This is a genomic window from Neobacillus sp. DFD-2R (genome assembly GCF_057747865.1).
In genome coordinates, this window is the sequence record NZ_CM173228.1 from 3,110,038 (window position 1) to 3,132,254 (window position 22,217).

At 35.8% G+C, this 22,217-nt stretch carries 18 protein-coding genes and 3 pseudogenes; 6 read left to right on the plus strand and 15 right to left on the minus strand.

Annotated features, from left to right (window positions below; all coding sequences use genetic code 11):
• Positions 1-264: 264 nt before the first annotated feature.
• Positions 265-996, minus strand: coding sequence for a DUF2161 domain-containing phosphodiesterase (locus AC3ANV_RS15645; protein WP_488309635.1), 732 nt, complete (start codon positions 994-996; stop codon positions 265-267).
• Between the two features lie 381 nt (positions 997-1,377).
• Positions 1,378-2,682 (minus strand): ATP-binding protein, encoded by a 1,305-nt coding sequence (locus AC3ANV_RS15650; RefSeq protein ID WP_488309636.1) that lies wholly within the window; start codon positions 2,680-2,682, stop codon positions 1,378-1,380.
• A gap of 784 nt (positions 2,683-3,466) precedes the next feature.
• Here AC3ANV_RS15650 and AC3ANV_RS15655 point away from each other — a divergent pair.
• Positions 3,467-4,900 (plus strand): alanine/glycine:cation symporter family protein, encoded by a 1,434-nt coding sequence (locus tag AC3ANV_RS15655; protein ID WP_488309637.1) that lies wholly within the window; start codon positions 3,467-3,469, stop codon positions 4,898-4,900.
• A 296-nt stretch (positions 4,901-5,196) separates the two neighbouring features.
• Here the strand turns inward: AC3ANV_RS15655 and AC3ANV_RS15660 are convergent, their stop codons facing one another.
• From AC3ANV_RS15660 to AC3ANV_RS15675, 4 genes are all read right to left on the minus strand, one after another.
• On the minus strand, positions 5,197-5,526 hold the full coding sequence (locus AC3ANV_RS15660) for a DUF1904 family protein (protein ID WP_488309638.1): 330 nt from the start codon (positions 5,524-5,526) through the stop codon (positions 5,197-5,199).
• A gap of 315 nt (positions 5,527-5,841) precedes the next feature.
• Positions 5,842-6,426, minus strand: a complete 585-nt coding sequence (locus AC3ANV_RS15665; protein ID WP_488309639.1) for a hypothetical protein — start codon at positions 6,424-6,426, stop codon at positions 5,842-5,844.
• 142 nt (positions 6,427-6,568) lie between these two features.
• Positions 6,569-7,072: a hypothetical protein gene (locus AC3ANV_RS15670; protein ID WP_488309640.1), complete on the minus strand. Its 504-nt coding sequence runs from the start codon at positions 7,070-7,072 to the stop codon at positions 6,569-6,571.
• 228 nt (positions 7,073-7,300) lie between these two features.
• Positions 7,301-7,930: a hypothetical protein gene (locus AC3ANV_RS15675; protein ID WP_488309641.1), complete on the minus strand. Its 630-nt coding sequence runs from the start codon at positions 7,928-7,930 to the stop codon at positions 7,301-7,303.
• 628 nt (positions 7,931-8,558) lie between these two features.
• Between AC3ANV_RS15675 and AC3ANV_RS15680 the strand changes: the two genes are divergently transcribed.
• Positions 8,559-9,734 carry a glucose-1-phosphate adenylyltransferase gene (locus AC3ANV_RS15680; protein ID WP_488309642.1) on the plus strand — a complete coding sequence of 392 codons (1,176 nt, stop codon included), beginning with the start codon at positions 8,559-8,561 and terminating at the stop codon, positions 9,732-9,734.
• Positions 9,735-9,828: 94 nt separating this feature from the next.
• On the opposite strand, the gene AC3ANV_RS15685 is transcribed toward AC3ANV_RS15680, so the two are convergent.
• Entirely contained in the window at positions 9,829-10,749 is a 921-nt protein-coding gene (locus tag AC3ANV_RS15685; RefSeq protein WP_488314249.1) for a ribose-phosphate diphosphokinase, read from the minus strand.
• A 398-nt stretch (positions 10,750-11,147) separates the two neighbouring features.
• Here AC3ANV_RS15685 and AC3ANV_RS15690 point away from each other — a divergent pair.
• Together AC3ANV_RS15690 and psiE are read left to right on the plus strand one after the other, a co-directional pair.
• Positions 11,148-11,257 (plus strand): annotated as a pseudogene (locus AC3ANV_RS15690) (Fur-regulated basic protein FbpA).
• Positions 11,258-11,536: 279 nt separating this feature from the next.
• On the plus strand, positions 11,537-12,070 hold the full coding sequence (psiE, locus tag AC3ANV_RS15695) for a phosphate-starvation-inducible protein PsiE (RefSeq protein ID WP_488309643.1): 534 nt from the start codon (positions 11,537-11,539) through the stop codon (positions 12,068-12,070).
• A 53-nt stretch (positions 12,071-12,123) separates the two neighbouring features.
• On the opposite strand, the pseudogene AC3ANV_RS15700 reads toward psiE, so the two are convergent.
• From AC3ANV_RS15700 to AC3ANV_RS15715, 4 genes and pseudogenes are all read right to left on the minus strand, one after another.
• A pseudogene (locus AC3ANV_RS15700) lies at positions 12,124-12,278 on the minus strand (YvrJ family protein).
• Positions 12,279-12,724: 446 nt separating this feature from the next.
• Positions 12,725-12,859 carry a hypothetical protein gene (locus tag AC3ANV_RS15705; protein ID WP_488309644.1) on the minus strand — a complete coding sequence of 45 codons (135 nt, stop codon included), beginning with the start codon at positions 12,857-12,859 and terminating at the stop codon, positions 12,725-12,727.
• 395 nt (positions 12,860-13,254) lie between these two features.
• Complete coding sequence (locus AC3ANV_RS15710; protein WP_488314250.1) at positions 13,255-13,989, minus strand: polysaccharide deacetylase family protein; 735 nt, start codon at positions 13,987-13,989, stop codon at positions 13,255-13,257.
• 335 nt (positions 13,990-14,324) lie between these two features.
• Positions 14,325-14,588, minus strand: a complete 264-nt coding sequence (locus AC3ANV_RS15715; RefSeq protein ID WP_488309645.1) for a hypothetical protein — start codon at positions 14,586-14,588, stop codon at positions 14,325-14,327.
• An 861-nt stretch (positions 14,589-15,449) separates the two neighbouring features.
• Between AC3ANV_RS15715 and AC3ANV_RS15720 the strand changes: the two genes are divergently transcribed.
• Positions 15,450-15,776, plus strand: a complete 327-nt coding sequence (locus AC3ANV_RS15720; protein WP_488309646.1) for a hypothetical protein — start codon at positions 15,450-15,452, stop codon at positions 15,774-15,776.
• A gap of 154 nt (positions 15,777-15,930) precedes the next feature.
• On the opposite strand, the gene AC3ANV_RS15725 is transcribed toward AC3ANV_RS15720, so the two are convergent.
• Positions 15,931-16,791: an alpha/beta fold hydrolase gene (locus AC3ANV_RS15725; protein ID WP_488309647.1), complete on the minus strand. Its 861-nt coding sequence runs from the start codon at positions 16,789-16,791 to the stop codon at positions 15,931-15,933.
• A gap of 587 nt (positions 16,792-17,378) precedes the next feature.
• Here AC3ANV_RS15725 and AC3ANV_RS15730 point away from each other — a divergent pair.
• Positions 17,379-18,197, plus strand: coding sequence for an FTR1 family iron permease (locus AC3ANV_RS15730; protein ID WP_488309648.1), 819 nt, complete (start codon positions 17,379-17,381; stop codon positions 18,195-18,197).
• A gap of 209 nt (positions 18,198-18,406) precedes the next feature.
• Here the strand turns inward: AC3ANV_RS15730 and AC3ANV_RS15735 are convergent.
• From AC3ANV_RS15735 to AC3ANV_RS15745, 3 genes and pseudogenes are all read right to left on the minus strand, one after another.
• Positions 18,407-18,544, minus strand: a pseudogene (locus AC3ANV_RS15735) (hypothetical protein); the annotation flags it as partial.
• Positions 18,545-19,006: 462 nt separating this feature from the next.
• Positions 19,007-21,400 (minus strand): polyprenyl synthetase family protein, encoded by a 2,394-nt coding sequence (locus tag AC3ANV_RS15740; RefSeq protein ID WP_488309649.1) that lies wholly within the window; start codon positions 21,398-21,400, stop codon positions 19,007-19,009.
• 226 nt (positions 21,401-21,626) lie between these two features.
• Entirely contained in the window at positions 21,627-22,205 is a 579-nt protein-coding gene (locus AC3ANV_RS15745; protein WP_488309650.1) for a hypothetical protein, read from the minus strand.
• Positions 22,206-22,217: the final 12 nt, after the last annotated feature.

The window sequence follows — 22,217 nt, forward strand, 5'->3', positions numbered from 1 at the left end:
TCTTTTGTAAGAGTACGTCGAGTAAGTCCGGAATTCTAAGAGGTCGATCTACAGAATGAATAATGGGCATGAAATTTTATTTTTTTGTTTTATAATATAAAACTAATTTTTACCATTTTGAACAACTTTAGTATAATATAGATTATTCAGAAAAGTCAATTTGTTTTTTTCACAAATATTAATTTTTGTTTTAAACTGGTGAATTATTTCAATCCATTCATGGAGATCTTTCACAAAGGGGATGTCAGTGACCCAATTTCGCTTTCAATCCGATTTCAAACACTTATCTTTTAAATAATAGTTCAAAAGTTCCTGATATTCTTTTACTTCTTCTCTCCCCTTCTCACTAATGACATAGGTACCCCTCTTAATTTTTTCAAACCAACCATAAAAATTTTTCGTTAAAATAGAGGAAGTTTTATCCCCGGTTCCCATTTGAAAGAGCTCCTTCGGTGATAATGGACCAAAATGATCAAGGTAACAAGCGATTTGAATACAATTTTCTTTATAGGCAGTCATAATTTTGGTTCGATTACTTCCCCCTACATTGAAGTCTGCGCTCCGGCCGCTGATTTCTTTCAAAACCGCTTCCCTCTTAAGCCTGTTTTGCCCCCTGCTTTTTTTACGGTTAAATGGCGTTGGATGAAAGAGTATTTCTGCTTTTAACCCTTTCCCTGAGGTAGAGACAACAATTAAACCCAGCTCAAGCCTTCGAATTAAATGGCATTTATCTGCCCAACGCTTTGAATTCAAGCGGTATTTTGGTTTTGGGATCGCCACGTAAACTATATCCGTTAACCGCTGCCTTTTTGCTGCCTGTATCAGTAAATCCACACTTAACGTGAGCTTTAATTCGATGATAACTAAATCATCACCCTTTACGGCAGCCATATCACAATCTTTCACTTCACCGTAAACCTCATAACCTTCACGTAAAAAACACCTCTGAATTGGTTTATATAAATCTAGTTCTTGCAGTTTATTGATTTCCTTCATATGTAATCACCATCCCAATTCAAAACTTTCAAAAAAGGCAGAAGTTCAATTGTTCTACTTGTTTTAAAAGAACGTATTTTAACATTATTTTTGATAAAAATCTTTCAATCTATATATTTATCTCTCATTCCTTAAGTTTTCCTTCATAAAATAAGCGTCCGCTTATGCAAATAACTTACAGTACTCCGTTTTCCTCGACTCTATTCGTTGGTTTTTAGCAGAAAAAAAGCCCAAGCAGTTTTGTTAAACTGATAGGACCATATCGTTTTATCTGGAGGTTCTTGTCTGGAAGAATGTAGCTTACCAGGTGCAAAGTCACTCTATCCGAGAGTTAGGTGCTTTATCCGAGAGTGATGGCACTCTATCCGAGAGTAAGGCATTTTAAAACGAGTTGTTTTTTAAAACAGAGTTACTTTCTTTAATGCCCGGCAAAATAATAGAAAATGTCGTTCCCATTCCCTTCCTGCTGTTAACTTGTATCTTACCTTCAATCGCCTCGATAATTTTATAACTAACCATTAATCCTAAGCCAGTTCCCTTTTCTTTAGTTGAATAAAACGGGTTCCCTAGTCTTTCTACTTCTGCTCTTTCCATTCCAACACCATTATCAGTGATATCAATGATGACGTTATGTTCTTTTTTATAGCAAAGAATTTGAAGCTTACCTCCGTCCGGCATTGCTTCTATTCCATTTTTCAAGAAATTAATTAAGGCTTGGCTAAGTTTTTTGGAGTCACCCATTACCGATAATGATCCATGTATGTTATACGAGATTTGCACATTTTGCATTATGGCAAAGCCTTCAAGAATACGAATAATCCGGTTCATTATTTCCCCGATTTCAATTGCTGCTTTTTGATCGATTTGAGGCCTCGCATATGACAAATAATCTTCAATAATAGACTCAGCTCTATCTACTTCACTAATGACTAACTTCATATAATCTTTATTTTTGTTAGAGATTTCTTGACTGCCCATAAGTTGAACGAATCCCCGAATGACAGTCATTGGATTTCGGATTTCATGGGCTATTGATGCCGCAAGCTCTCCTAAAACATACATTTTTTCAGCCCGTTCAATTTCCTTCCAAAGAATAAGATTTTCCTGCATCATTTCAATAATATAGATTGCCATCCACATAGCTACAACATGTAGCAAACAGTAGATTACAAAAAACGTACCAATTTGATGGTCCAAAAGTTTCGCCGAACCGGCCATCCTTATATAACTAATAAGTGTGACCAAGAATGAGGCGAAAAAGGCCAGGCTTAATCCAATAAAAAATTTCTTTTGAATGGTAGAAGTTTTATATTTAGCCATGCAAAAAAACGTAATAGAAACGATGATTGAATAAGCATAGATCGTTGTATAAAACCCATCTCCACCCAAATAATATCTATATACAAATAAGACAGCGGTTAATATTCCCCCTACCCGATATCCTCCATACAGCATTCCTAAAAGCAATGGAATAATTCTTAAGTCATATAGATATCCCGGAACCATCGAAAATGGAAATGACATACACAATATAATAGTAAATGCTGCTAAGAAAAGAATAACGAGCTTCCTTTTCATTTCAAGCTTATTGTTCTTCTGTCTTTGATTTAAAATAATCATAAAGCTCAAAGAAATTGAGCATAAAATCAAAAATATATTTAGGAGCAGGCTTTGAACACCGACCAAATAACTCCCTCCTCATTGGATAACTTGACTTGAAACTTTCAAATCATTATAGCATCATTACATTTTTTTATAGTAAAAAGTTTAATGGAATCAAACTTCAGATTGTCGACACTAAGCAAGTTTAGCCCTACTTTTTACTTCTTAGCATTTCTTTTACACTATTTACACCAAAATTTGTAAAATAGACTCACTTTTTTGAACTTTTAAAATTATTTTTGTAGATTTTTGTAGTTTCCTGTGTGTTTATATAGTTTCTATTATAAATTAAAAATACGTTTTTGTTAGAGAGAAGAAACATGAAAGCGCTTTACAATATTTGTAAGTTTTCAATTTCGAAACATCCCAGTGACGAGGTAAGAAGTAGAAGGGATTACAGTCTTGTTTCGTCAACCATGGGGGTGCCCATCAAGGCCCTTTCAAGAATTGCTTTCTGATGAAATTTATACATCTACTGCTTTAACAAATACGTATATGGCCATGAAAGGAGTGGTACAACATCAATACATAACATAATAAAATTACATTTCAATGGTGTTTCTTACCAGAGCGACAAAGAAAACATGATCTTCCGCTGTATTAGCACCCATGTCTCTACGGATGATTAGCTAACTCTTCAAATGAGGCTGATGTATTAAACCCTGTTAACAGATGATCCTACATTAAAATTCCAGCAGTAGGCGGCACCATCGCCGGCACTGACTACTTCGACTTAAACCATCGTCTTTCTAACTGATGTCCTAACTGCTTCATTATAAACTACTAAATCTTAACAAGGAGTGGTAAAATGCAACAATTACTACAAAATATGGTTGGTGTAACAAATGATTTCCTTTGGTCAAAATTACTAATTATTATGCTTGTGGCTTGCGGGATTTATTTCACATTTAAAACGAAGTTTGTACAGTTTCGAATGTTAAAGGAAATGGTCCGTGTTTTAATGGAAGGGAAAAAGGGTTCCAAAGACGAAATTTCCCCATTTCAAGCGTTCTGTGTTGGTATGGCCGCCCGCGTTGGGACAGGTAATATCACAGGAATCGCGATTGCGATTGCGTTAGGCGGTCCTGGAGCGGTATTCTGGATGTGGATTATTGCGATTATTAGCTCAGCATCCAGCTTTATTGAAAGTACGTTAGCGCAAGTATATAAAGTAAAAGATACAAATGGTTTCCGCGGCGGCCCATCCTATTATATGGAAAAAGGATTAAACAAACGTTGGATGGGCGTAATATTCTCCATTTTAATTACGATTTCTTTCGGTCTTGTATTCAATTCTGTACAATCAAATACCGTTTCTATTGCGTTTGAGAACTCATTTGGTACACATCGTTTAACGTTAGGGATTATCATGGCACTTGTTTTCTCTGTGATTATCTTTGGCGGTGTAACACGTATTGCCAAAATGGCGGAATATAAGGTTATGATTCTTTCTGTGTTATACATTGGTATTGCCTTATTTATCATAGCTACGAACATTACTAAAATGCCGGAAATTCTTTCTCTTATTGTTAAAAACGCGTTTGGACTTCAACAAATGGCAGGCGGTACAATCGGTGCTGCGCTCATGAATGGAGTGAAACGTGGCTTATTCTCAAATGAAGCGGGTATGGGAAGTGCGCCAAACGTGGCCGCAACAGCAACAACCAGTCATCCGGTTAAACAAGGACTTATTCAAGCATTTGGTGTATTAACGGATACACTGATTGTTTGTACAAGCACTGCATTTATTATTTTACTTTCTGATGCTTGGAAACAACCAGGGTTAGAGGGAATTGCCCTTACACAAGCTGCATTAAGTGAACACGTCGGTTCCTGGGCATCAGGTAGTCTTGCGATCTTTATTTTCCTATTTGGATTCGGTGCGTTAATTGGGAACTATTATTATGGAGAAACAAATATTCGATTCTTACACACAAGTAAAGTATGGTTGATGGTATATCGCATAAGCGTGGTAGCCATGATTCTATTCGGTTCCGTTGCAAAGGTCCAACTTGTATGGGATTTAGCGGATTTATTTATGGGCTTTATGGTCATCATCAACTTGATTGCTATTACATTACTATCAAAAATGGCTTTTGCTGCTTTAACGGATTACATGAAACAGAAAAAAGCTGGTCAAGATCCTGTCTTTTATAAAGATTGTATTGAAAATCCTGAAGGCATTGAATGTTGGGAGCATTCTCAAGCTGCTTCAACTTCAAAAAGGGAAGAAGCTATTTAATAAAACAAAAAGATGTTCAGACACAGTACGCGGTCTGAACATCTTTTTGTTGGTTCTGGAATATTCTTCAGTGGTTATAAAATGAACACAGAATCTCCGCGATTTATTAATGCCTTTACGATGCCAATTGTCGGATTAATATGGCCTTCTGCCGGAAAGTGGATCATTAAAACATTCATAAGCTTTTATTCTCCTAATTTTATAAAATTAATTATCTTTTTTACTCTATGTAACTCAATGTAAGATAATCCTGGCCAGCATAGTTTTGCCGGCGGGTGGTTTACCATATCAATCAATCATTCGAAACTAGTACCGTTTAAATAATACGCAGATTCTAAAAATACACTAAAGGCAATTTCCACTTCAGGAATGTCTAGGGAATGAATGTATTTTGTGGTGATTTTTGCAAATTGATCTTGGATTTCCAGGCCACGATCAAACCATTTCACTTCTATAAAAGGAAATCCCGGGACGTCCTTTTGATTAAAAACAAAAGTAGATTGGATTACTTCTAATGTAAAATTGTCTGTTTCACAAACACATAGATTTGCTAGTTCCTGTACCAATGGAGTACTAATTTTTTTCACTTGATCAACTGAAATTCCTTTAAAAATTAACTGTGGCATTTATTAATTCCTCCCTTAGGATACAAAGTGGTGTAAGGCACGACTGGCCCTTTTGAAGGACAGAATTCCCCGGCTTTCTATCAAAACTTTCTTCATGGCTTTAATGGCCGTTTTATGACTGATTTAAACCGCCATTGACAGGGATTACTTTTTATAAGGGGAATATCTATGTTGCCCATCGCGGCTCAATTACTATGGTAAAACCGGATGTGTCAAAGCAGGATGTTTTAACGGGGTTACCGAGCTTCGGTGACCACCATAACAACCGTGTCATTTTTGGACCTGATGGAAAAATGTATTTTGGCCAGGGTACGGTTATGAATTCCGGCGTGGTTGATTACTAAGATATAATTTTTTTAATCTTTTAAAGAAAAGTAAGCCGATGTCGACCCAAATCCAATTATAAATGAGAGCAAATAAAAAAATGAAACCGGTTGTAAGAAAAGAAAAGGAATCAGAAGCTGCTGGACCTAGGACTGGAAATTTGAAACCATATAATAAGCTAATTACTCCAAGGGATAATATTACACCACCACTGCCAATGATTGTCAACCTCTTTTTGAAAAAGTAAAATGCCGCCCCGGTTCCAAGTCCTAGCAGCCCTGTCGTAAACGGGAACACAATCAGTTCACTAGGCTGTAGGATAAGCAGCAATAGATTCGTTAGTATATAGGTTATAAATCCAAGCGGAACGGAAAGCATTGAACAGAAAAGAATTGGTCCTGTCGATAATGGGCTGATAAAATATCCTACTCCTGGTAAAAAACCTCCTGCTGCTTGGAGAACAGCTGCGAAACTGGCGAAAAGGGCACCTAATACCACCCGTTTCGATTTTGATTTTTTCTGAAAGTCTAATTGGGCAGTCTTGACGTCATCCGAAATTGATTTTAATAAATACATTGGATCCTCCTCGGTTTAGACTTTATTACACTATATTAATAAGGGGAACCAATGATTCTATGGTAATTAAATGGCTGATCTCTACACATACGAAGAAATAGCCAACTGGAAGTTAACCTATTAAATTAAAAAGAGCTGGTACTCATTTGAAATTCTTTTTTTCCCAATAATCATAAATGAATTCTTTGAACATTTCATTTACATGTCCCTTTTTTTGCTTTTTTAACCATTCGACCTGGTCAATCGGCAGCTTTAATTTTAAACTAACGTCTTCATTAGGCATTTCCACTTTTCTTATTTCTTCTAATGTGATACCTTCTTCGATATTAGGAAACCATGAATCATTTTCGTTCACCAGATCGAAATCTTCATATTCATGAATGTCCTCCAGTTGACAGAATAAATTAAGCTGCGGCAATCCTCCTGTAAGGATTTTCAAAAACATGATTGAATTTATAATTCTGCCATCTTCCAATTCTATCTCAATAATGAGGGTTTCCTCATTTTTATATTTTTTTACAGTAACCTCACTAACAATCATATCTAATACAAAAGTAAAACCTGTACTTGATTCTAAAATATATGTCGCGCTTTTAAATACATGGATACTCTCACCATCGATTTTCACTGATTTTACAACAGCCATAAATCATTCCCCCATACAGTCGTGTCCCTATACCAAAAAGACACTGTTCCAAAGGATTTATATACACCCTACGATTTTCTATTATATAAATCGGTCACTTTCTTTTCATTTATTTTATAACAAAAAATGATTGCTATAAACAGATGATTTTTCTTCAGCACCACTAACACGAAAAGCCGTTTTTCAAAAAAGAAAAACGGCTTCTGCATCCCGACAAAACATAGTATATTATTCTAAAATAACTCTCGCTAATTCCTCATCAGAATAGTTACCTTTTATGCCCGGTCTAGTTTGAAAATAATGATAGAGTTCATCATCCGAATAATACTCTTTTAATCCCTTACTAATTGTTTTTAAGTATGCTTTGGAAGGCTTCTTCCATTCTTTGTCATTTATATCCCACGGGGCAGTAAATGTAAAAATCGGATAACCTTTATCCTCCCCCAAGTACAGAATATTTCCATACCAGGAATGGCGTCGAAAAATGATTGAACCCTTCTCTTTGACCTCATTTAAGTTAATCTCAACATCCACACCATCATTTTCCTGTTTGACCACATCCAGAAACTGTCCGACAGTGATTAAATATTTCTTACTATATGTAGTACTGCCTGTGTTTTCGTTTAATCCTAAAAAGGCAACCCCTTGAGATTCCCATTTTGCTGCCTCTTTTGCAAAGTATAGGGGGAGGCCAATAGTGAAAGGTGATTCATTGATCGGAAGGGATGCATCTTTACACCCTGGCTCAACTTGGGCTGAACCCTCTGCTTGTCCACCTTTTATATAACATAAAAATCGCTCCGAATTAATATTTGAACCATAGCTTGCATACCAAACATAATTGTTGTCATCATTCACTATTTATCACCTGTTTTATGTATTTTTTATTCTCGTCACCATTTTTATTGCCCTGATTTTGATCGAAACTCCAATGGTAATAATAATCTTATTTTAACATCAAATAACAGATAGGAATGATACTATCGAAAGTAAAATTTTCGTAAATTGAGTAGTCGTATGGTTAATTCATTTTGGCCAGTTCGGAATCCCTCCTGTCCATTTTCCGCATTTTCTTTCCATTCACACTAACTTGTACCAAGCAAATGAAATACGCTTCCAAATGATTACTATAATTTTTCGTCGATATAATTCGACAGGAAAAGGGAAGATTCTCATTAAAATTTTTAATATAATAACGACTACTCATCACTTTATTTAATTTCTGTCGAATAATGTTTGTAAAAGTCGGAATTATTTGTTTTTGTCTTATTACCATGTTTGTTAAAATGAAACACAGATTGTAACGCTACAACATGAAAGGAGACACTATTTGATGCAAAATCTATTAGATACAAAAAAGTTGGAAGAAACTTTTACGATAAATGAAGAAGAAGATTTAGAATTAGAAGAGTTTTATTACAAATTATGGGAAGATGATCGATTATAACTCGAATAAAAACACAAATTTTTTAACATGGAGGCAACGATGACTAAAAAACAATGTATAGCCATGCTACTAGCAGGGGGAAGAGGTACTCGATTAAAAGAATTAACCCAATACATAGCAAAACCTGCCGTTCCTTTTGGCGGAAAGTATCGAATTATTGACTTTACATTAAGCAATTGCCGTAATTCCGGGATTGATACTGTTGGTGTTTTGACACAGTATCAACCTCATACACTTCAAAATTACATTGGCGATGGTAAGCATTGGGACTTAAACCGAAGAAACGGAGGTGTCACCATTCTTCCACCCTATCAATGTGAAGCGGGGGAAAGATGGTATGAAGGCACCGCCCATGCTATTTATCAAAACCTTCGATATATTGAAAGTTACAACCCTGAGTATGTTCTCATTATTTCAGGTGATCACATTTATAAAATGGATTACAGTAAAATGTTAAAGCAGCATATTGAAACTTCAGCGGATGCCACCATTTCTGTCATCAACGTACCATGGAATGAGGCCAATCGGTTTGGAATAATGAATATCGATCCTGAATCGAATGAAATAGTAGATTTTGAAGAAAAACCGGAACAGCCTAAATCAAACCTCGCATCGATGGGCATTTACATTTTTAATTGGAAACTATTAAAAAAATATTTAGAAAAAGAAGAAAAAAACCCATTTTCATCAAAGGATTTTGGGAAGGATATTATCCCTTCGATGATAAATGATCGTCGCAATTTATATGCTTATCGTTTCCAAGGATATTGGAAGGATGTCGGAACCATTCATAGCTTATGGGAAGCGAATATGGATCTACTTTCAATTAAAAGCAATCCAATTTTACAAAATGAAGACTGGTCCATTTATACGCATGAAACTTCCCAGCCGCCCTTGTATTTGGACGAAAAGGCTAGTATACAGGGATCGTTAGTTAGTGAAGGCAGTAAGGTGTTTGGGAAGGTAGAAAATTCCGTTCTTTTTTATGGCGTGACCGTTGGTAACGGAGCTGTCATTAAAGATTCCGTGATTTTGCCGGGTACCACAATCGGTGAAAATGCGGTGATTAACCGGGCTGTTATCGGCAGCGGAACGGTAATTGAAGCGAATATTAAAGTGGGAGAAAAACATCCGTTTGGTGAAATTACCTTAATTGGAGATAACCAAACCATTCAAAAAGACGTTGTTGAAAAAATGAAGGAAAAAGCTGTATAGATTCATACCTTTTAAAAATTAATATTAAACGAACGAATCAATCTATAGAAAAAGGGTGTCCCATATGGGATACCCTTTTTTCAATCATTTTTGGTTATTCAAATAAAGGACTTACTGCTTTTTCATTGTGAATACGGTCAATCGCCTCTACAAGCAATGGTGCAACGGATAAACTGGTAATTTTATTGATCAGCTTTTCTTCCGGCAGCTTAATGGTGTTTGTCACCACTAATTCTTTAATGGCGGATGATTCGATTCTGCTAATGGCCGGACCGGAGAGAACAGCATGGGTACAACATGCGTATACCGCTTTAGCCCCTTTCTCCGCTAAAGTATTAGCACCGGAAGTAATGGTTCCGGCGGTATCAATTAAATCATCAATAATAATGGCATTTTTCCCTTCAATATTTCCAATAATGTTCCTGATTTCAGTCACACTGTGTTCAGGGCGACGGCGATCAATTAAGGCAATTGGAGCATTTAATAGGCCTGCCATTTTTCTTGCTCTGACAACACCGCCATTATGTGGTGCAACAATGACGATATCTTCTAATCCTTTTTTCTCAAAATAATCTGTAAGGATTGGAATACCAGTTAGATGATCCACCGGTATGTCAAAAAAGCCCTGAGTTTGCGGTGCATGAAAGTCCATGGTCAGCACCCTGGTTGCACCTGCTGTTTCCAAAAGATTGGCGATTAATTTCGCTGTAATCGGCTCCCGGGATCTGGCTTTTCGGTCTTGACGTGCATAGCTATAGTAAGGGATCACAACGTTGATCATTTTGGCTGAAGCTCTTTTCAGGGCATCAATCATGATGAGAAGCTCCATGATATGTTCATTATTTGGTTCTGAAGTGGATTGAACTAAAAACACTTCACTTCCTCGGACACTTTCTTCGATATTAATCTGGATTTCACCATCACTAAATTGAGTGACTGAGCTTTTCCCCAGCTCACAGCCCAGAAGTCTTGCCATCTCTTGCGCCAGCTCGCGATTTGAATTTAATGTAAACATTTTAAAACACTTGTTAAGTTGATAAGTCACCTTTTATCCTCCATGCCTTGTTTATTCATTTTTTTAATCTTGTCCATTTTTATTTTACATGAAAGGGAGTCATTAGAACACCTATTCATTTGACTAATAAATTTATCTCCCATCAACTTTATTCCATTTATCGCTGGCGAATTTGCGGACAGAGCACCTATTCCCTTTTGTTTTTAATTTTTTGACTGTTCAAGCTTATTAACTTTTCACTTTATGTCGACTCTCTCTTTAAATAAAAGCTCAATGCTTGCATTTACATCTCTTTCAAAGGCTCTCAAATCTTTCCGGATATAGGTGAAATTTTCAGTCATTACTTTCGAATGAATAATATTCTTCGGGATGCTGTTGAGAAGAAAATACAATATTTAATGGGTAAGTGATTACCTTGGGTACTTATAAAAAAGATGACAAACACCTTTTTGAGTTGACTTTAAGTGAACTTGAAAAGGAATATAGGTCCTTTAGAAAAGCAAGATAAGGATATTGGGTGTTTTAGATTATATATTGCATAGACCTATCCGATATACGGAAGGTCCTAACCTTATATGGGGAATGCCAACATTTAGTGGAAAACATACGCTAATGGATTGTACAGAAAATGGTAGATTGTCTAACATGGTATTTTTAAAAAAAAATATATAATCCGAATATTCTAAATTATTTGTTAGAATATGTTACAAATTAGTTGGCAAGACAATTGATTCCAATCATAATCATAAATGTGGATCCACTAAAAATTTTTGAGAGGAGGAATGAAATGAAACATTATCAAATGACTATTGATGATAAACAAAATTTAGAGGAGCTCTCACCCCTAGCCTATATAAACACATGGGAGCCGCATATTGTAGAAAAGAAAACTGTAGGGACAGTTCACTGGCACCTTATCTCTAAGGTTTTCCAATTGTTATTGAACATTTCTCTCGTATTATTAGCCATTATCCTTTCTTTTTTATTAATAAAGGAATTAATCATTTTCAGTCAAATTTTGCAGGAAAAAGGCAGCGAGGACTATAAGCTTTTTCTTGCCAATATCCTTATCTTCTTTTTATATTTTGAGTTTATTACGATGATTGTTAAATACTTTAAAGAAGAATACCATTTCCCGATTAGATATTTTATTTATATCGGCATAACAGCATTAGTAAGAATCATTATTGTTGATCACGATCACCCAGTATATACATTATTTTATTCACTTGCAATTCTGGTTCTAATTATTGGGTATTTCATCATTAATTTAACTCCTCGTGAAAGACCGAACAGTAAGGAGTTCTTTAAAAAAGAGTAAAAGCCTTCGTTTTTATTCCATGTCTTGGAACTGAAAACGATGGTTTGTTTTTCCTAGGTTCTTTCCTTCAATCGGTCAGGATGACTCTGAATGGATTGAACGACTAAATCATCTTTGCCTCAATTCGGTAAAGCAAATAAAGTGTCACCACAATCGAAAATCCTACCTCACTGATGATCGCGGAATGAACTTCTCCACTGTTCTTCACCTCCTTTTTAAAGGCTATGGAGAGAGTGATTTTATAATTTCATCAATATATCTCAAATCCTCAGATGTTCTTTTCCTTTTTACTATAAAAACACCCCTTTAGATAAGCATATCTATAGGGGTAAAACGGTATAACTTTATTTTAAAGCAACATTAAAAATATGTAGAATTTAATTATATTATAACTTTAATATGTATAATTCATCCGTTCTTTTTCTTCGAAAATCACATAAAAAAGCGAGGAATCTCAACGTTTTTCATTGAAATTCCTCGCTTTTTATGAGTTTGCTAAAATATTACTTTTGTAAAATTCATCAAATGTTGCTTTGAAATAGAGTTTGATCACAAACACCCCATAAATCAGCATTTTACAATAAATAAAAAGAATCCATTTTGAAAAAAGATTGATCAAAATGGATTCTTATCTAGCATATTTAAATTTCGGTTTTATAAAAAAGTTAGATCATTTTCTACCTGTGTTGCTCTACAATCGCACCCTTTAACGAAATAACACCGAACATCTATTAGCTGGTTTAGTTCAAGAAGGACTTCCATTTCTGTGCCATAATTAGACCATTTCATTTTCCAATCCTCCCATTTATTTAACTGTTAAACATAAAAAAGTCCTAGGCACTATGCCAAGGACCAATAATTAAATATTCATAATTTTAAGTATTTTAATTTTACCACTTTGGATAATTAATTAATAGCTTTTCTTCAACCTTCCCCTTTAATTGAATAACTTAGAGCTTCGATTCACTTTCTAACAACTCCTACTCTTATTCAAGAATATAACCCAATTCATTAAGAAGAGCGCATTTCTTGCTCAAGAAATGCGCCCTATTCTTGAAAAAGCTACTCTTATAGGGGTACGACGGTCGTACCCCATTTTGCCAACATTCGAGATTGGTAATAGAATCTATCTGAGTAACTAGAAGATGATTACGAAAAGAGTTGGAAGATAGCCTAATCTGACTTTAATCCTTCGATTCCTGATTCTTTAATAACTCTGATACGGTAACAAATTCAAATCCCTGTCTTTTTAGTTCTGGTAAGATAATCTTTAGAGCAGATATAGTGTCACTCTTTCCATTCACATGGTCATGTAGAAGGATAATATCACCGCTATTCACATGATTTAAGACCGTTTTAACAATATGAGACACACCTGGTCTATCCCAATCCCAAGAATCTTGTTCTGGGGACCACAGGACCATTTGAAGTCCTTCATCTTCCAGAACCTTTAATAGCTGCTTGTTATAAAAGCCTTGCACAGGTCTAAACAGATGTGGCTTAGACCCGGATACACGGATGATGGAATTCTGGGCCAACTTAATATCCTTCCGTAATTGATCCATTGAAACCCCTGGCTGACAAATCAGGTGATGATACGTATGATTAGCAATTTCATGGCCTTCTTTTACTTCTCTGCGTACGATGTCTGGATAACTTTCTACTCGGGAACCCACTAGGAAAAAAGTAGCTTTAGCCTCGTATTCCTTGAGCACATATAGAATTTGGGACGTTTCATCAAGGGTCGGTCCGTCATCGAAGGTAAGAGCGATCTGCTTTTGAGCTGTCGGTATGATTTCAATAACACTACTGTTTAAATTAGAACCATTTCCTCCTCTGTGTGTAAGAGTATAGGCCTGAGTTTTATTCCCAGCCATCAATAAGGATAGAACAGTAAGACAGATAATGATTGAAAACATGCGTAGCACATAAAGGCCTCCTTTTCATTTTTGCTACCAGTTAAGGTAACCTCTTTAAATAGTTTTTATGAACCCTTAGATTTACAAAAACTCCCGTTTTGAAAACACTTTGTAGAATTGGAATATAAACGTTCGTATAGTGGAATAAGAGAAACGAGACTTAAAGTGAGGAAATAAAAGTGGACGTTCGAAAGTTTAGATACTGTTGAAGATCGTTGAAAGTCTTATTGAACAAAAGCAACCCGATAATTTAAGTGGAAAATTTCACATACTCAAATCATTTACACTGTATTATATCGTATGGGCAACCATCTAAAACTTAGTCGGACCCCTAATTAGCCAAAAGTTAACACTCTCATCCTCATAAATTCAAATTCATTACGAAACGGTTTTTCTTTCATCTCTATGTAATTACTGAGTTCAACAAGAATTTCTAATCGATAAGGACTGTATGATTTAGGAACAATTACCGGTTCCCAATAATTAAGCCAAACGGTTCCTACCTTATCATTAATTTGAACTTGTACCTGAATACACTCTTTGTCAATAAGTTCAGCATGTAATACATTTACATCTTCACCTGAATCATGGTTCAACATATGGTTTATCCTCTTTTTCATTTTTAAAATACAGGTATTATACACCCCTCCTTATTAAACAACAACAGAAACTTAAAAAGACGAAAATTCACTGCGCTAAGGACTTTTTTAATTTGCGATTTTGGTGATTCTAGACCCTGATTTTACTTTCAATTATTCAAGCTTAAATAACCAAAACAACATTTCAAGGACGTTTTTGGTTTTGGTTATTTACATTATTTCTCTTAATGTAAAGTTCGCGTTTTGACATCAGGACCCCTATTCAGATAGCCTGTCTTTCTTGAATTAACCAAAGAGGCAGCATATATGGACCAGGTTTAACTGATTTTCGGTATAAGGAAGGCGACTATGTGACGATCGTTGTTCGTTACTAGACTAGCAAAGAGGATGACGAGGATATTTATTATCATGGCTAAATAACGGAATTTGATGAGGAAAGGGAAGACTTTTAGGCGAGGTTAGACGATAACCCTAAAGTAGAAGAACTCTTTCATTATGATGATATTGAAGCTGTACTAGATGGCGATAAAATTCCCTTCTTTGGTCGCTGGACCAATCGAAAAGAATAGATGTATTAAAACAATCGAAGCCTACTCATCAAATAACGAGGGGGCTTTTAAATTAATTGATGTATGATTTTGCAGTATGTTTGAATCATTACTCAAAGAGAAATTGTATAGATTCTAATATTTATGCATATTTGAGAAACTGTGTTTATTGTACTAACCGTCAGGTTTTCAGTTTAAGAATATACTTATTTTACCGTTGAATATCTATTTGTATAATTATTTGTAAAATTGCATAATTATTAATTATTATTTTAAATGTATTGATAATGACTATAATGGGAGGTTAATTAATGTGTCAGGCACACAAAAAAAAATGAAAGAAAGAATAGGAATTAAAATTGATCCAAAAATCGTTCAAGTAAGTATTGAAATTCCAGAACAGATAAGAGATGATTTTCGAGATGCGGTTGAAAGAAATGGAAAGTCAATGAAAGATGTGCTTAGGTTATATATGCAAAATACACATGGAAACAAAGCGAATTACAAAGAAATAGACAAAAGCGTCGCCAAAGTATTGGGACCAAAATATAAAAAATTAGAAACGATATTACTTTATAATATGCCCCTAAAAGGAATAATGGGCGCTTATCCTTGTTCCAGGATCGCGCCCGATTCTTGAATAATTAACAATACTTCTATTAGCTGATATTGTGGAATAAGAAAAGCACATTTCTTTGTTTGTCTATTTCACAAAATCACCATTATTAGCAGTTATAAAACAGTAATTTTGAATGATTATAGTGTGTTAATTTTTCAATAAATTGATTAGAGTTTTAACTAAGAAAATACCGTTTTACGTGCTTTGCAACTTCAATTGGTGCATGCTCATTACAAGGAGCAAGATGATGTAATTTTGGTAGTATTAATGTTTGTGTTTGTGGAATTGTTTGATTTAATACTTCAATCATTTGGTGTACTGTTTCCGGACTTTTCTCTCCAGAAATTAATAATACATTTGCATTGATTATCTGATAATTGTTGTAAGTGGACTCTAAACGTTGAACTTCTTTATGTTCATATAAATTTGTTGGCAATAATTCTTTTATTTTGAGCCAACTATTTCCGCGTATTACCATAAGTAAGATGAATTTTGCATACCAGTTTGGCATCCGTGTTAAAGGGCTATGACCAGCTCCTCTTACGAACCTGGTAAATGCTTCCCTAAAATCCTTTCGATCCATTGCCTCTTCATATTGTGATATCCAGTCCCAATCTGTTGGTAATGAATTTATAGAAACTCCAGGTTCGTATAAGGCTATTTTAGTAAAGGATTGAAACATATGTGCAGTCTCTAAAGCTACGAGTCCACCATAGCTGTGACCGAACACATAAGTTGCACGTGTTGCTTCTTGTACTACTTGAATATCTTCGGTCTCTTTGATAATAGAGTATTCAATTCCTTGTGGTCCACTTATTCCTCGTCCCCGCCGATCTATAATATGCACTGTAAATGAATCTGATAATTCTTGGGCAAATTTAGTAAGGTCATTCGAACTGCTTAGTGCACCATGGATTACAATAAGACTTGGACCTTGACCAATACTTTGATAACCAATTACTGTGCCATCCCTTGAGATAACTGTTGATTGGATAAGTGAATCCATGTGGTTTGTAGTTTTTTGCAAATTCGACATATACAATTTTCCTCCCTATATAGCAAGCTAGATTGAATTTATTGTTGTCTATTTTATAATAAATTCACATTAGGAGGAGGGTATTCCTATTTGTATATTCTATAAATGTGAAGTTGGCTAACATATCCTACTAGAAGTTCCCCATCAAAATAACCCCTTGGGTGCCAAAAGAATTCAACTTGTCACAATTTATTCTTTATACAGGGTTTTATACATCGTTGATAAATTAACGTTTACAACACACTCATTTTAATCATATCACGGGGTATTAATCTAAATTATTTAGATTAATAAGCAAAAGATCTGAAATTCACCCAATGTAACATAACCTCTATTATGTTACTTTCGGTTTTCATTTTGTTGTCATCCTTGGATTCTATGCGATTTACAAACTATGAAAACAAAAAAGGCTAATAGACTAGATTATTTGTCCATTTTATTTCGATACCATCACACATATTTTGATAACAAGAGGTTTCTAGAATTAAGTATAGTTCATATCAAAATATTATTATGAAAAGCGTGGACGAACATACAATCAAATCTATGCTTATCCGAATATTATATTGAAATTATATGGAAGTGTGGTGATAAATAACAAAATGGTATTCTTTCTGATATTCTTTCGTGAATCTTTAGAAGCCGCTCTGGTCTGTTCTATTATGTTTGGCTATCTAAGTATGGTAGGACGAAATGAGCATTTCAAAGATATTTGGCTAGGTATTTTAAGTGGCGTTTTCGTATCGCTCGTTGGAGGTTCCTTGATTTATTTAACCATTGCAAATAATCTTCATTCTGACTTGCAAAATATAATTGAAGCTATATCCTATTTGCTAGCATGTGGTGTGTTGACGTACATGACAATATGGATAAAAAACCACGAAAATTTGAAAAATGAACTGGATTCCAAAATGAAATCTACTCTCGATAAGAATTCCATGTTTGCCGTTTACTTCTTTGTCTTTTTAACAATAGGTCGGGAGGGATTGGAAATTATAGTGTTCACGCTACCAATTGCCTTAATTTCAAAGCCTATTATAAATGTATTAGGAGCAGTTTTAGGAGTCATTAGCGGAATTAGTTTAGGCTATATTATTTATAGATTGGAGAAAACTATTAACTTAAAAAAGTTTAACCGCATAATATCTATTTTGTTTATGTTTTTGGGCGCCAGTTTGTTGGTAAATGGAATCGAGATTTTTCAAGGACTAGGATGGCTGCCATTCGGCAGTGAACAGTTATGGACTACAGCATCCATATTGAGTGAAAAAAGTGAACTTGGGGATTTGCTACACTCATTCATCGGATATACCGATAGCCCAACAAGCTTACAACTAATTTGCTATGCTGGATATTTAACCGTAGTCTTTGCCTTAAGACAATTTCGTAAATCTAAAATGGAGTAATCAGACAATTTAAATTAATTAAAACGATCACTCTTAACATCCAAATTTACTAATCTCTTTTGCAATTTGAATAAGTCTTTATCCATTTTACGAAAGGGAATTTTCCCTTTCTTTTTGTTTTTTACAGATGTTTCTTTTCGGAGGTTGTATACCGAAAACATGTCATGTTGACATTTGGAAGGAACAAAATTTTAATAAAGTTAGTTCCTTAGTAACTCTTCCGGTGCAATAAAATCTCTCATTCTCTCGTGTTGATGGTAAAAATAGCGGAGAATTGTTCGATAATGTGCTGCAGAGTCAGCTGTTAAATAGCTCGCTTCAACTATTTTTTTCATCGTTGAATCCAAAAGGCATCATCCTTATTTTTGTCTATTATTACTATTGTTTAATTTTGATTTAGGATTGATATTAAAAAAATATACAATTACAGAAATTGAAAATAGTAGGAATTGAATGTTGGAAAGTATTGCATGTCCCCCGTCACTTTACAGCTATTTAGACTTTTCTTAACAAACGTGACCAAAGTATCATTTTATCCTTCATCAGGGTTTCTACCTTACAGACTTCTCATACTATTCTACTAGATTTGACAAAATACGCCAATAACAGAAGGTGCCAGGCACCGAAATCAATGAATTACAAATTCTTAATTTGATAAAAAAAGAGTACCAAGGTAATTTCCCATTAATGGGATCACCCTGCACCCTTCTCTTTTTATACCTTTTTCCCGAATAACTTCACTTTTCAAAGTTCTTTCATTTTCTAATGAACTTATATTAACAATTAAATTTATTTACTATGACAAACTCCTAATGGTCGCGGTTTACGATATAATTCATTAAATGCTTCAGAAAAGCGGTATTGCGCGGCACCTCTTGCAATGCTTCCATCGCCAGACAATAATGTTCCCACATCTCTTTTCTCGCACCTTCCGGACCGAGGATGGACACAAAAGTCGAATTCTTGTTTTCAACATCTTTTCCAATGGGTTTTCCGAGTAAGATCTGATCTCCTTCCACATCAAGCAGGTCATCCTTAATCTGAAACGCAATTCCCGCATGATGAGCGAATTTTTTCAACGCTTCCATTTCGTACACTTCTGCATTGGCGAGAATCGCAGGCATGATCAGGGAAGCTTCGAATGCGATCCCGGTTTTGTAAAAGCACATCCTATTCAATTGTTCCAAGGTTAATTGTTTCCCTTTGGAATCCAAGTCCATCGCCTGTCCCATACACATTACCTCTGTCATTTGTGCCGAATAGTGAATCAGGTTAAGCACCGTTTTTGTATCGAACTGCTCAAGAGATGCTTGTTCCTCAATCGCCTTCTGAGTCAGAAAGAGACCGGTTAATTCCGCTATGGCAATGTTATATACCTGATGCAGGGTTGGACGCCCCCGACGTGTGGACGCATTATCCTGGGATGGCAGGTCATCAAAGATTAGGGATGCCGTATGCATATATTCCAATGATTTCAGAAGCGGCTCAATTGCAGACTTATTTAATCCATATTCGTTAACGCCCATGACCCAAGTCACGATGGGCCTTAATCTCTTCCCGTCACCTGCCAGACTGTAATTTGCCGCATCAATGATTGGCTCTTTCATCAGCGAACCATTCTCGATTTTAGGGATAGGCAAGATGCTGTTGATCTGATTGCGTACGGTTTCGATCGTATCTAAAAAGTCTTCCTGCTCCTTCCGTTCATTTTTCAGAAGGGTAATCATATGATCGCGAAGGAGTTTATCAAAAAAATCCACATCATCTGCTTTTCGAACCATCGTTTGGATTACCTGATTGAATTTCGGATTTCCGGAAGCAAATAGCTCCATCACTTCATTGTATGTTTCAGTTCCCATTCGTTTTTTAAATCGTTTAAGACCGTTTATGGCACGATCCAAAATCACCTCACAGGTTTTGGTATCAGAACGATACACATGATGGATCAAATTGGAGATAACCGCCCAGTATAATTCAAAAGGGTTGATAAGATCCCTACGCTTATCATGATATTTCATATAATAGGTATAGGGGGTTACGGCACCATCCTTCATGTCATCAAACATATCGGCAAAATCATCCGCCAGCTGGTTGTATATGCCATAAAAGAATGTTCGGTTGTCAAAACCCTCATCAAGAGGAGCACTGATGACTGTACGGACAATCAATCGGGAATAAGAGGATTTTAAAATGATCGGGATATATAGCTCTTCATTGGTGTAATTTGCATTGGATAGATCCTTTACACGGTCTACTTCCTGAGAATGAAAAAACACATAGGAATGCTCGAAAAATGAATTCAAAGTCTCCGGCCGCTGATGGGCCTTAATATACTCAAAAGCCTCACGGAGTTCCGAATGAATATATCGGATCAGGTCAATATTATTTCCGGACCACTCGCCTAATTCCGGCACTGCTCCTGTGATAAGCGTGGTCCGTATCAAATCGGAATATTGTTTTTTCTCGTTTTCGGATAGGACGTTTGCATCCAGAAGATCGTCAATGAAGGGATAGGTCAGACCATAGGAATAACCTAGTCTAATCGCTCTATCAAGTTTCTGAGTACGCTCTGCCGGCGCTATCTCATCGTCCATCTCTTCGATCACATGCATCAATACCCCGGCAATGATTTTGATCAGTTTTCGCTGGGCATGCTCAGCATCCATCCCTGTTGGAATATTGGCGGATACAGTCTTAAGTTTGTTAACCACCCAGATCATGGTGGATTCAATGCCTTCCTTCTGGGCCCAGCGGTACAACCGGGCCATGCTCATCGTCTCAGCCTTATCTTCTCGGTCTGTTGCGGTGGAATCAGTTAGGTGATTTTTTAAACTGTCGACTACACGTCGAACCCTGATCTGGACGTCCGGTGAGTCCAGGGCTTTGCCCAAGTCCCGCATGAAAATATAGGAGATGCTGCGATCCAGATAATGATCTAGTTTGCCTCTATAATTCAGCCATTGGATATAATTGTAATACCCCTGGGAATCGGCTTTTCCCTTTCTGCGCGAAAAAAAGGATAATAATGGATGAGGATGAATATGATTGGTTTTCCACGATTGGATGTCTTTTGTTAGAGATGGAATATAAGTCTTTTGCAGGACCTGGAGATATAGTGTTTTAAAATAATGAGCAGCCTTCTTCTCAGCCAGCTGATAGCATGCATCGGCCTTTTTAGTTAATTCCTCATTCAGACTATTCATAAAATACCCCTACTTATTGGTTTTAAGATTGGCAATATATTTAATACAAAATTTCGCTTTAAAACTAACAAAATATAATTATGTATAATCCTAATTTAACACCTTTATACCAAAAAGTGCCGGACCCAATAATATTAAAGGGTTCAGGCACTTTTTTTCGGCTCATTTTATTAATCTATCAGATTGACCATTAAGCCCTTGATAGGGAGTACATGCTGCTTCATATTTAAAAATCCATATCGATAACTTCTTTAATAGTCCCAGTTACTTGATCACTTTTGAGTAATTGTCCTTCTTTAAAATCATTCACATCTTCCTCATGTTCCATAGCGGGTTTTGACTTAGTTTGATTGGCCGAAACAACCGGACGGAAGGCAAGTTCAGATTTAAGTAAGTTAATCTCATCTAAAAACTCGCTGCGAAGGGCGTTTAACAAAGTATGGACTTCTTCCTTATCTAATTTTTGCTCACCGGGTTTCTTTTCTACTTTGTCCACTTTATCTAAATCCTGCTCAACAAGCTTCGTTATATAATCCTCCAATTCATTTGCTTGTGCTTTTTGCTCAAGAATAGAATACACCTTTGGAGAGATATTCGAAGTGCCTAAAGTAAACATTTCACGTTCGTATTTACTTCCTGATTTCCTATTCATTACTCTAACCACATCCGTATGGAGATTACCAGCTGTTAGAAAAAAGTTCGATAGAACGTAAAATGGTGCAGCCATCTGAGCACCTAGATGTGAATACATACTGTTTAATCCGAATGCGGACTTTTCACAAAGAAGATGATCTTGGTTTCTCATACGTTCTCCTCC

Bases quoted from the DNA above. Each gene is read 5' to 3' on its own strand.
- AC3ANV_RS15645 (WP_488309635.1), bottom strand. From the start codon at position 996: ATGAAGGAAATCAATAAACTGCAAGAACTAGATTTATATAAACCAATT.
- AC3ANV_RS15655 (WP_488309637.1), top strand. From the start codon at position 3,467: ATGCAACAATTACTACAAAATATGGTTGGTGTAACAAATGATTTCCTT.
- AC3ANV_RS15660 (WP_488309638.1), bottom strand. From the start codon at position 5,526: ATGCCACAGTTAATTTTTAAAGGAATTTCAGTTGATCAAGTGAAAAAA.
- AC3ANV_RS15665 (WP_488309639.1), bottom strand. From the start codon at position 6,426: ATGTATTTATTAAAATCAATTTCGGATGACGTCAAGACTGCCCAATTA.
- AC3ANV_RS15670 (WP_488309640.1), bottom strand. From the start codon at position 7,072: ATGGCTGTTGTAAAATCAGTGAAAATCGATGGTGAGAGTATCCATGTA.
- AC3ANV_RS15680 (WP_488309642.1), top strand. From the start codon at position 8,559: ATGACTAAAAAACAATGTATAGCCATGCTACTAGCAGGGGGAAGAGGT.
- AC3ANV_RS15685 (WP_488314249.1), bottom strand. From the start codon at position 10,749: ATGTTTACATTAAATTCAAATCGCGAGCTGGCGCAAGAGATGGCAAGA.
- psiE (WP_488309643.1), top strand. From the start codon at position 11,537: ATGAAACATTATCAAATGACTATTGATGATAAACAAAATTTAGAGGAG.
- AC3ANV_RS15705 (WP_488309644.1), bottom strand. From the start codon at position 12,859: ATGAAATGGTCTAATTATGGCACAGAAATGGAAGTCCTTCTTGAACTA.
- AC3ANV_RS15710 (WP_488314250.1), bottom strand. From the start codon at position 13,989: ATGTTTTCAATCATTATCTGTCTTACTGTTCTATCCTTATTGATGGCT.
- AC3ANV_RS15715 (WP_488309645.1), bottom strand. From the start codon at position 14,588: ATGTTGAACCATGATTCAGGTGAAGATGTAAATGTATTACATGCTGAA.
- AC3ANV_RS15725 (WP_488309647.1), bottom strand. From the start codon at position 16,791: ATGTCGAATTTGCAAAAAACTACAAACCACATGGATTCACTTATCCAA.
- AC3ANV_RS15740 (WP_488309649.1), bottom strand. From the start codon at position 21,400: ATGAATAGTCTGAATGAGGAATTAACTAAAAAGGCCGATGCATGCTAT.
- AC3ANV_RS15745 (WP_488309650.1), bottom strand. From the start codon at position 22,205: ATGAGAAACCAAGATCATCTTCTTTGTGAAAAGTCCGCATTCGGATTA.